Origin of the sequence: Pseudoalteromonas shioyasakiensis (assembly GCF_022398475.1) — a bacterium.
GTDB lineage: Bacteria > Pseudomonadota > Gammaproteobacteria > Enterobacterales > Alteromonadaceae > Pseudoalteromonas.
Genome location: NZ_JAKEVM010000138.1, coordinates 1 through 11,510 on the forward strand (window position 1 = coordinate 1; position 11,510 = coordinate 11,510).

Annotated in this window: 7 protein-coding genes and 1 pseudogene; 6 read left to right on the forward strand and 2 right to left on the reverse strand. The window is 42.1% G+C overall.

What is annotated here, in order from left to right; all coding sequences use genetic code 11:
- The 6 genes and pseudogenes from L1D51_RS17840 to icd all read left to right on the forward strand — a co-directional run.
- Positions 1 to 268: pseudogene (locus L1D51_RS17840) on the forward strand (hypothetical protein); the annotation flags it as partial.
- Positions 269 to 314: 46 nt separating this feature from the next.
- A complete protein-coding gene (locus tag L1D51_RS17845) occupies positions 315 to 1,262 on the forward strand; it encodes an acetoacetate decarboxylase (protein ID WP_152968920.1) in 948 nt (315 codons plus the stop codon).
- A gap of 2 nt (positions 1,263 to 1,264) precedes the next feature.
- Entirely contained in the window at positions 1,265 to 3,496 is a 2,232-nt protein-coding gene (locus tag L1D51_RS17850) for an NAD(P)-binding protein (protein WP_239964410.1), read from the forward strand.
- 142 nt (positions 3,497 to 3,638) lie between these two features.
- A complete protein-coding gene (locus tag L1D51_RS17855) occupies positions 3,639 to 5,903 on the forward strand; it encodes a TonB-dependent receptor (RefSeq protein ID WP_239964411.1) in 2,265 nt (754 codons plus the stop codon).
- A 37-nt stretch (positions 5,904 to 5,940) separates the two neighbouring features.
- On the forward strand, positions 5,941 to 8,622 hold the full coding sequence (locus tag L1D51_RS17860; protein WP_239964412.1) for a 7TM diverse intracellular signaling domain-containing protein: 2,682 nt from the start codon (positions 5,941 to 5,943) through the stop codon (positions 8,620 to 8,622).
- Positions 8,623 to 8,714: 92 nt separating this feature from the next.
- Positions 8,715 to 9,989 (forward strand): NADP-dependent isocitrate dehydrogenase, encoded by a 1,275-nt coding sequence (gene icd / locus L1D51_RS17865; protein WP_054561243.1) that lies wholly within the window; start codon positions 8,715 to 8,717, stop codon positions 9,987 to 9,989.
- Here the strand turns inward: icd and L1D51_RS17870 are convergent.
- On the reverse strand, positions 9,986 to 10,429 hold the full coding sequence (locus L1D51_RS17870) for a hypothetical protein (RefSeq protein ID WP_054561244.1): 444 nt from the start codon (positions 10,427 to 10,429) through the stop codon (positions 9,986 to 9,988). The two genes, icd and L1D51_RS17870, sit on opposite strands and share 4 nt — an antisense overlap.
- A gap of 111 nt (positions 10,430 to 10,540) precedes the next feature.
- Positions 10,541 to 11,488 carry a LysR family transcriptional regulator gene (locus L1D51_RS17875; RefSeq protein WP_239964413.1) on the reverse strand — a complete coding sequence of 316 codons (948 nt, stop codon included), beginning with the start codon at positions 11,486 to 11,488 and terminating at the stop codon, positions 10,541 to 10,543.
- Between the last annotated feature and the right edge of the window lie 22 nt (positions 11,489 to 11,510).

An 11,510-nucleotide genomic window follows, 5' to 3' on the forward strand; every position in this document is an offset into this window, starting at 1 on the left:
GTTTTATCCATCACAAGTTAGACATCACCTAGAGCTTGAGGCTAACGTTCCTTGTCGATTTATTTTTCCTCACAGTGAAGAGCATTTTGATATTAAGCCAGTGATTGCTTCATTAAAAAGTAAAGCCAAGGTGAGCTGTGAAATAGCCGACTATGGTCATGGGTTTATGAACCCGCTATCTGAGAATTTTAATCAGCTCGGTTATCAGCAATTTACCGAACAGCTATTAAAAGAGTGTTGTAACTCAGAACTTGTCCCCAACGATTAAAAAACTGGTCTATAGTCATTACTAAACAACAATATAAGTAATGACTATGACGGACCAAACAAATTACAGCCACTTCTTATCTAACCCGGTTGCTAAACCACCTTGTCGAATGATCAACGCGCAAATGTATGGTTTTTTTGTGTCTGGCTGCGAGCAAAAAATGCAGTACTATGTTGATGCAACTTTAAATCTACTAGCAACCGAATCAACCTCGTTTAATGTGTTAGGGAGTACTTGTTTACTTACCTTCACTGATATCGAAAAAATTTCTTCATTAACGCCACCGTTTTCAGAGCATGGCTGGATGCAAGAAACCGATATTATTATTTGGCTGCCGGTAGCAAAAATGCAAGATGGTGATATTAGCCATTTATATTGGTATCCGGCATTTATTAGCGTCAATAACATTTATGCTTTGATTAATGGCCGAGAAGCCTGGGGCTACAATAAATACCTCTGTGAATATCAAATGCCTGCGACTGTGAGTGATGCGGGCGCCTTTAGTATTTCTTTAGAATGTTTTGATGTGTTTAACCCAGACTCTAAATTAGCAATGCATGAGCTATTAACCATTGAGCAAACACAGGCAAGTACCAAGGAAAACCTACTCGATAACTTATCGCATTTTTCTAAACACGTTACCGATTTGTTTGATGCGCAAATTAAAGGCATTGATTTATCGCTTCTTAAACAACTGTTAGACGGGTTTATTCATCCGCAGATGGATCAGATTTTGTTTAAACAATTTCCCGATGGCCAAGGAGATAAAGCCGTTTATCAAAGCGTGGTTCACTCACCATCGTTAATCAAAAAAATTCACCAATTAAAACTTTTACACAATGATTTTAGTTTGGATGTAAAAGCTCTTGCGAGCTTTCCTTTGAATGACATGTTTGGCATCGCACTTGGCAAACAAGCAGTTCATTTACCTTTTTACGTCAATATGGATTTTGACCAGCTTGGCGCAACACAACTGTTACCAGCACAGGGGTAACCATGGAAAAAGAAAAAATCACCATTGTTGGTGGCGGTGTTGCAGCGATGACTGCGGCAGTGTATTTAACCGAGCAAGCTAATTGGCAAAGCCAGCGCGAAATTACCGTTTATCAACAGGGTTGGCGCCTTGGCGGTAAAGGGGCGAGTGGCCGAAACGTCCATTTTGGACAGCGCATCGAAGAGCATGGTTTACATGTTTGGTTTGGCGCCTATGTGAATAGCTTTCGCACCTTAGAAGGGGTGTATAACTCACTCAATCGACCTGCAAGTTGTTCATTAGCTACTTGGCAGCAGGCATTTAAACCACACAGTTTTATTGCCTTACAAGAGTTTATTGATAATGAATGGCAAACTTGGCCGATAGATTTTCCTACCGTTGAAGGCAACCCCGCTGATGGAAGCCTAGATATAACAGTGTGGGACTTTGTTACCATGACATTAGCATGGCTAAAAAAGTGGACCGAAGGCATTGAGCATGTTTGTCAGCAGCAAGATGCTAAAACCATTTTAGTGACTAAAAAATCACGGGATCAATCGTTACTCAAACACATGTATCAAGAAATCAAAGCAGACATTGATACCCATTTAAATAGCGCAAAGCAGTTTATTGATGATATTGAAGCAGGTGCAACTGAAATTGCCTCGAACCCACGAACATTGATAACTCACTTGCTGCAGTTCACCGAAAAGCAGGCTACCCATACAGATAAGCAGGCCGATCGGCTGGTGATTTGGTACATCGTCAGAAAGTTAAAACGTTGGTTTAAAGACCAAGTTATTGATCTACTAGATGACAACCCAGAGCTGTGCAGACTTTATATTTGTGCCGATCTTGCGATTGCAATGCTCACAGGACTGATTAAAGACAAAGTATATCGCGACGGTTTTGGTGTCATTAATTGCTACGATTTTCGTCAGTGGCTCGAAAAAAATGGTGCGAATAAAACTTACAGCGTCGATTCAGCGCCAGTGCGCGGCTTTTATGATTTGGTGTTCGCTTACCCTAAAGGTGACTTTAGTAAACCCAATGTTGAAGCAGGCGTTGCCGCCCTTGCTATGCTACGTATAGGTCTTTGCTATAAAGGCGGCGTGATGTGGAAAATGCAAGCAGGCATGGGCGATGTTATTTTCGGACCAATTTATGAACTTTTAAAGCAGCGCGGTGTTAAGTTTAAGTTTTTCCATCAGTTAACTAACTTATCTGCTGGGCAAACTGCCCAAGGTGAGCCGCTGGTGAGTGAAATTGAGCTTTGCCAACAGGTGAGTTTAGTTGGCCAAGATTATGACCCGCTCATTGATGTAAAACAGCTGCCATGCTGGCCAAGTGAGCCACTGTATGAGCAAATCAGCCCTGAACAAGCGCACTTATTGCAAGAATATCAAATTAATTTAGAGTCATTTTGGAGCAATTGGCCCGAGGTGTATCAAGAACACTTTAGCACCCCCTTGCCAACAGTGACGCTTCGCCATGGTATTGATTTTGATACACTGATTTTAGGTGTATCGGTTGCCTCTCTTGAACACGTTGCCTCTGAACTTTTAGCTGTAGATTACGCGCTTTCTCAACAAGCAACAAAAGTTCAAAGTGTGGCGACTCAGGCTTGCCAAGTATGGTTGAATAAAACCGACCCACAACTTGGCTTTACGCAAACTAATGCTGCTCACGAAGGGCCTATTTTAAGTGGCTTTGTCGAGCCGTTTGATACCTGGGCTGCAATGGGCAACTTGCTCGATAAAGAAGATTGGCCAAGTGACAACTCACCAGTTAATGTTGCCTATTTTTGCAGTGCGTTTAGCTGCGAAAACTACCCACCTGCCAGTGCACATCAATTCCCTGAGCAAATGAAAGCCGAAGTAAAATTGAATATGCATAATTTGTTTAGCGCAGATATGCGGGCACTTTGGCCTGAAGCCTATATTGATAACAAGTTTGATTGGCAGGTATTTTACAGTGATCCGCATAGCATTTTACCTGTTCTTGAGCAGCAATATTGGCGCGTCAATATCGATCCCAGTGAGCGCTATGTCTTATCTGTGGTTGATTCGAGTAAATACCGCCTGGCTACAGATGGCAGTCAGTTTGTTAATTTGCGCATCACTGGCGACTGGATAAAAACCGGGGTTAATGCAGGCTGTGTTGAGGCTGCTGTGATGGCCGGTATGCAAACAGCGCGGGCAATATGTGGTTGGCCAAGCGAAATCAGCGGAGAGCATGCATTCGAAAAAGGTTAGTGTGAATAAAGCTGTAAAAAAGTATGCGTATAAGTCATGAAATTACATGATTTATATGCGACTTTAATCTATTGTTTGGTCTATACTTACCACTAAATTACAACAATTTAACAAGTTTCCCTCTTTTAAGGTCTAAAAGCCAATGAAGCGTCCTTTTCTTAAAGATCCAAATCTTATGATGTTGTCGAGCTCAAGCTTGGCGGCATGTGTAATGGCAAGCGCTGTTGCACAAGGAGCTGAGACTGAAAAAGACATGGAAGTTATTAGCGTTTATGCACAAAAGCGTCCTCAAGCAATTGAAGACGTGAGTGTGGCGGTAAGCCAAGTGAATGGCGAAATTTTAAAAGCTCAGCATTTTAAAGATTCAACTGAAATTGGTTTGTTTGCGCCAAACGTTAAAATTACCCAAAACGCCGCAGAAGGGACGCCTCCCGCTGTCAGCATCCGTGGGGTGGGGTTACTTGATTATAATACGGCGAATACTTCACCTGTTGCCATGTATCTTGACGGCGTTGCGGTGGGGTCTGCTAATAATCAAATTGTTAACTTGTACGATATTGAACAGCTCGATATTTTACGCGGCCCGCAGGGTACCTTGTTTGGTCGTAATTCTACCGGTGGTGCAATACTTATACGCTCAAATCGCCCTGAGTTTGATAGCTATGGCGCGTTGACATTAGGTGTTGCCAATAACAACGCCACCAGCGTTGATGGTATGTGGAACCAACAACTATCAGATTCTAGTGCATTGCGAATTGCGGTTAACTATCAAGACTACGAATACTCAACAAATAATATCTACGCAGACTCGCCAACAGCAGGCATGGAGCAAAAAAATGCCCGTGTGTCTTTTTTGTCTGAGTGGGATGACGTTGATCTTTACCTGCAAGCGCATATTGAAGATTGGGATGGTATTGCCCAGCCAGTTGGTAGTATTGGTATTGTCGCGAACCCTTTAACGGGTGAGCTGTGTTCACCAGCAGATGCGGGCTCAACACGCTGTTTTGATAACTTTGGTTTTAATGATGGCAGTGATGACTTCTTTGCTGTGAGCGTCAATAACGACTCACCTCATAAATCTGATGGCTACGGTTTTATCGCCGAAGTGAATTGGCATTTTAACGAGCAAAGTACATTTACCTCACTTTCGAGCTTTAACAATTTAGAGAGAAGCCATGCCTTTAACTGCGATGGCTCGCCAGCTCGTTTGTGCGAAGGAGTATTAGGGTTAGATACTCAACTATTTAGCCAAGAATTCAGGTTATTAAACGAATTTGCTGATTACACACTCACCAGTGGTGTTTATTTTGCCGATGAGACGATTGAGCAAGATAATCTAAATGATATTTTGCGTGATTTCCGGGGTATTTTACCGACAAACTTAACCGCGACCTTTATTTACGATAACGAAATCATGATGCAAAATTTGGCTGTATTTAGCCAAATTGAAGTGCCTGTCGCAGATAAATGGATGATCACAGCCGGTCTTAGATATGACTATGAGTCACTTGAATATGACTCAATCGCCATGTTAAATGCGGTGGTTGATGTGAATGACTTAGACGGAGTGCTTGTACCATTTTATCGTGTTACCGATGAGCAATCAGACAATGGCTTTACTGGCCAATTTGCCGTTAATTATCGCTATTCAGATACAAGCAATCTTTATTATCGTTTTGCAAATGGTAGCAAAAGTGGCGGCTACAATGGTGGCTTTTTGTCATCTGAAGAACAAGCAATCTTGGCAAACTATGGCAAAGAGCGCTTAAATGCCCATGAAGTTGGCTTAAAGTCGTTCTGGCCTGGCAAGCAACTTAGAATGAATTGGGCGGCGTTTTACTATGACTATAACGACCAACAAGTGTTTATGAATCAAGCCTCAGAAACACCGCAAATGCCCCCAGTGCAATTACTTGAAAATGTTGCTGATTCAACTATTTATGGCCTTGAAACTGAAATCAATTACCAAGCAGCTAAGCAATTAGCCATGCTACTTTCAGTTGGCTATATCCCTCATGCTGAGTTTGAAGAATATGTTGACCCACTTGGCAATAGTATTACCGATAACCAACTACCATTTACTTCTAAATGGAATGTATCAGCGGGATTAAAATATGATACCAGCTTGGCGTCATATCCGTTATCGGCCAACATTATTTACGATTATCAGTCTGAGTTTTATTTTGATCAGAACATGAACCCTTATGCCCGCCAAGACGGCTTTAGCATTGTTAATGCGCATCTAAAATATGATGTTGATAATTGGTCATTTACTTTATGGGGCAAAAATTTATTTGATACTGAATACAGTCAGTTAAAGTTCGATTTAAGTTCGTTCCTAGGCATGCTTGAAGACTTTAAAGGGGAAGGGCGTCGCTATGGCTTTGATGTTTCACTGCAGTTCTAGTCGTTGCCAACTCCACGATGGTACAGGGGTTTTGTGAATGCGGTTAAAGCTGTATTTTAGCACTCTGCTGTTTGTGGTTTTATTAAGTGTTTCGGCTAATGCACAAGATACGTTTGTCTATACCGACGCTGTAGCTGAGCAAAATCTTCATGATGTCGGTGAAGTGTTTACGGCAAACGATAATATGTTTCCGCAATCGGTGGCTGCGATTGATGCTTGGCGAGCCAGCAAAAAACCGCAATCTCGAATAAGTTCTGTCGGCGGTAGCTATTGGTTAATTGTTGAAATTGAAAATCAAAGTAATATCGAAGATTTAGTTCTCTATCCGTATAACACCTTGGTTTCGAAAATAGAAAGCCGCATTTACGATATAACTGATCCAACTGCCCCGATACAGCACTTTGTAACCGGTGGGGTCGAGCCGAATCAATTTGCTTTTCACTATGGTAATCGCTTATCTCTTGAAAAAGGTAAGCACTATATGCTTATCACTTATTTTGAGAGTGACTACTTTTATACTCCCGCAAAGCTGGTATTAACGCCTTATCAAGATTATTTTCAAAACATAACCATTGAAAATATGATCATGATGCTGTGCTTTGGGGTGGGCATTGCACTTGGTTTATATAATTTATTAATTTACTTGGTTTCTCGTGATGTCACACACCTTTACTACGCGCTATTTACTGCATCCTGGGTGTTTGCTTGGAGCCATTTTTTCCATATTTCTGATCAGCTGTTTGGTTACTATAATCCTCATCTTCATTGGCTCGGCTTTGCCCTCACACCCTTAACCAATATTCTTTTTTACAACAACTTACTCAAACTTAAAGAGACATTTCCCAAACTGGCGCAATTATCCCTGACGGTGGGTGTAATCGCTACTCTGGGTATTCCGTTTTGTATTTTATGGCCAAGCTTTGGTTTTTATTGGTCAACGTTAGTAACGGGTGTTGCTTTATGTTTAGGCTTATACATAGGTATTCGCTGTATGCTCATTGGCTTTAAGCCAGCACGCTATTTTGTGCTGGCTTACATTGCCATGATGCTACCGAATATGGTCGGTAATTTAACTAATTTAGGCTTGCTGCCAGCTACCTCCATTAATTTATATTTATTGGGTTTGATAGGCACAGCCATGGACGCCATGTTGCTGGCGTTTGCTGTGGCCGATAAGTTTAGGCTGCTTCACGATGACAACGTAGAGCTCAACAAAAATTTAGAAGAAAAAGTACATCTAAGAACTTTGGAGCTTGAAGAACTTGCCTCTGAGCTTCGCGATGCGAATGAAGCTAAAAGCCGCTTTTTAGCGAATATCAGTCATGAAATTCGTACCCCAATGACATCAATTATTGGCTATGCAGATGGCATTATGCTCGGGGACATTAAGCCTCATGAGCGCAACCATGGGATTGGCGTTATATTGCAAAATAGCCGCCATGTTCTTGGATTAATAAACGATATTCTCGATATGTCGAAGATTGAAGCCAACAAGCTAGAAATAGATTTAGTCGAAACAGACTTGTTTGCCACGATTGCCAATATTGAGTCACTTATTGGCAAGCAAATCCGTGATAAGGGCTTAAAGTTCAGTGTTGATTATCAGTTCCCGTTGCCAGACTACCTAATTACCGATCCGAGTCGTTTAAGGCAAATTTTATTAAACCTAACAACCAACGCCCTTAAGTTCACTCAAGTCGGGCGTATAACTTTAACGGTGAGCTGTCATAACGATAAGTTGTCGATAAGCGTAAAAGACACCGGTATTGGCATGACAGACAAAGAGCAACAAGCCCTGTTTAGTGCCTTTTATCAAGCGGATTCAAGTATTTCTAGGCAATATGGTGGCACGGGTCTTGGCCTTAATATTTCAAAGAGCCTTGCGCAGAAATTGGATGGGGATATCAGCGTTAAAAGTAATGTTGGCTCTGGCAGTGAGTTTATTTTCACCATGTCGGTGTATACCACAGATAACACACGTTGGCTCAATGATATGAGCGAAGTGAAGCTCGTTGAAACCTCACCGTTTAGTAAGCTTGATGCACCAGAGAACTTAAAGGGCAGAGTATTACTTGCCGAAGACCACCCAGACAACCGACGTTTAATTGCGCGAATATTAGAGCGTATGGGGCTGACAGTGACCACCGTTGAAAATGGTAAAGACGCAGTGCAAGCAACCCTCGAAGACAGCTTTGACCTTATTTTACTCGATATTCAAATGCCGATTATGGACGGTCAAGAAGCATTAAAAATGATGCAAGCAACGGGAGTGAGTGCGCCAATCATTGCACTGACAGCGAATACCATGAAGCATGAAATTGCCCGTTATATGAAGCAAGGCTTTAATGATTTAATCGCTAAACCAATTGATAGAAACGCGTTTAGCCATAAAATTGCCAGTTACTTAGATTGCGATGAGTTAGCCGATATCAAATTACCTGAAAAAGAATTTCAGGCGCTGAAAGATGACTACATAAAAGGTCTTGAAGAACAATATAGAGAAATGCGCGAGCAATACAAAAATATGGATATAGATGGCTTAAGCAGAAATGTTCATATGCTCAAAGGCGCTGCGAACATGTTCGAATGTGAAATGCTCTATGTTAAAGCCGTGGCAGTAGATACTGCGCTTAAAAAAGATACCGTCACGCTCGATACGCAGCTTATTGCTTCCTTATTTTGTGCTATGCAAGACGAAATAACCAAGGTAACGCATTGATTGCTTGAATAGCGGCTATTTCTTTGTAAGCACAGACAAATTCGCTATTTCTTGATATTAATATTGTTAAAACACCTTGCTGGGAAGGCATGATGCAGTATCAACATATTTCAGTACCCTCGAATGGCGCGCAAATTACGATTAATAGTAAGGGCCAATGGCATATTCCTGATAACCCGGTTATAGCTTATATTGAAGGCGATGGTGTGGGTCAAGATATAAGTCCGGTGATGCGTGATATTGTCGACGCTGCGGTGAAACATGCTTATCAAGGCGATAAACAAATACATTGGATGGAAGTGTTCAATGGCGAAAAAGCAGCTGCGCTATACGATGGCGACTGGTTCCCGCAAGAAACCCTGCATGCGGTTAGGCAGTATAAAATTGCCATAAAAGGGCCATTAACAACCCCCCTCGGCGGTGGTTTTCGCTCTTTAAATGTGGCCCTTCGTCATGAGATGGATTTATTCGTTAACATGCGGCCTATTCGCAGTTATCCGCATTTACCATCCCCCTTAAAAGAGCCTGAAAAAACTCAAATCACAGTAATACGCGACAGCTCTGAAGATGTTTACTCAGGCATTGAGTGGCAGGCTGGCAGTATCGATAACGAGCGTATGCTTGATTTTCTGTGCCAAGAAATGGGTGTCACCCGACTTCGTTTTGATAACCAATGCGGTATTGGTATTAAAAATAGCTCGAAAGAGGCGGCAGAGCGACTAATGCGTTACGCCCTAAACTTTGCCCTCAAAGAGCACAGTGAATCACTGACTGTGGTGCACAAAGGCAATGTACTTAAATTTACCGATGGCGCCTTTAAACGCTGGGCATTTGCCCTAGCAGAGCAAGAGTTTAACGCTGTAGCGCATGAAAATGGTCGTTGGTTAGTGATCAAACGTGACGAGCAAGATGATTTAATTATCAAAGAAGTCATTGCCGATAACATGCTACAACAAGCGCTGCTCACCCCAGAGCAATTTGATGTGGTGGTAACAACCAATCAAAACGGCGATTACTTAGCTGATATGCTAACCGCACAAGTCGGTGGGGTAGGTATTATGCCTGCGGCAAACTTAAATAATGAAGTGGCCTTTTTTGAACCGACTCATGGCACATTTAATCGCATAGCCGGGGAAGACAGTGCAAATCCAACAAGCAGTATTTTAAGTGCGGTTATGATGCTACGTTTTATGGGCTGGCACGAAGCGGCGAATAAAATAGAAAAAGCCCTAGAGCAGACGCTTAGCGCAAATGAAATGACGTTTGATTTGGCTAACCTAGTAGCCGATGCGACGATGCTTAGTTGCAGTGATTTTGCAACAAGCATCATCGCGCGAATAAGTAACTCAAATAATGAACCATATTAAGCGGCATTGGCGCTTTTAACTGCGTAGACACATGGTTTACCTGTTAACTGTGCTGCACGTTGGTAAATGTGCTCTGCACCAGGTTCGTTGCTTGTCATGCCTGTTAATGTATCCATTAACGCAACCACTAAAATAGCTGGTACTTGGCAGCAGTATTCATCTAACACTGCAGTTGTTGTTTGTGCATCAACATGACAATGCGGGTGAGTACGTACTGTGCTATACGCTTTTAACAGTGTCTCTGCTTGTAGAACATCATCATCTTGATGTTTGGTTTTACGGCATTGGCAACCAAACTCATCAACCATTGTTGCCAGTGTTTGGTAAATCTCATCGCAGGCTAAATCGCTTTTTTTACAAAGCTGCTGCTCGATGAATGAGTGTAATTGACCATTGATGTAAAGGCCGTCCTGTTGAGTGAATTGCGCTGAAGTTTCCATAATCATTTTCTCTTTGTTTATGTGCTTAACTTCACTCTAGCCCTTCACTCATTATTAATGAAATTGTTGTTTTCAATAACTGATATTGATTTTATCAATATTATACTGTTTTCAACGATCAGCCACGGTACTGGCAAAGGCAAGTAGCTCTCTACGCAGCCACTGATGCGGGTTTGCGTGATGTAGTAAAGGGCTCCATAACATTTTTACTTCAATAGGCACGATTTGAAATGGCACTGGACTTATTACCAAATCAGTGTGTTTTGCTAATAACATGGCTTGGCGACGGGGCAATGTTGCTATGAGTTGAGGTGATTGGCAAAGTAGGCTCGCCACCATGTAATGGCGGGTGAATACGCGAATATTGCGGGTTTGTTCTAGTTGCCACAATGCCTCATCGACCCAGCCGAGTTTTTGGCTGCCTGATTTATTTGTTACTGCCGCTTCTACGCCCCAACCAGCCCTATTCACCCAAATGTGTTCTTGAGCAAGGTAGCCTTCAAGGTTTTGCTGTTGTAAGTAAGAGTTGTCTGGGTGTGTTAAGCAGCAGTAATTGTCGCGCCACACACTTGCCTGGTGGAATGAGCGGGGCAGGCCGTTAAAGCGATTAATGGCAAGGTCGATGGTGCCTTTTTCCATATCTTGAAGGTTAACATCGCTTGGGCTCAAAATATCAAAATTAAGCCCCGGATTTTTTGCTAGCTGCTGGGTGATAAACGGCGCAATAAGCGTTGATTCAAGATAGTCGTTTGCCATGATCCGAAACGTAATATTCGCGGTGTTCGGGTCGAATACCTCACTTGGCTGAGTAATTTCCTCAGCCATTTTTAACAGTGATTCTATTTCAGGTTTAAGGCTGAGCGCTTTTGCCGTTGGTGTCATTGTGCCAGCGGCTCTCACTAATAATGGATCATCAAATAAATCACGTAAACGTTTAAGGGCATTACTCATTGCAGGTTGAGTCAAAGCTAGTTTATTGGCGGCTTTAGACACACTTTGTTCGTCAATGAGGACATTTAAATACACTAATAGGTTGAGGTCGACGTGCCTAATATTCATTTGATCAATCTTATTTATTATC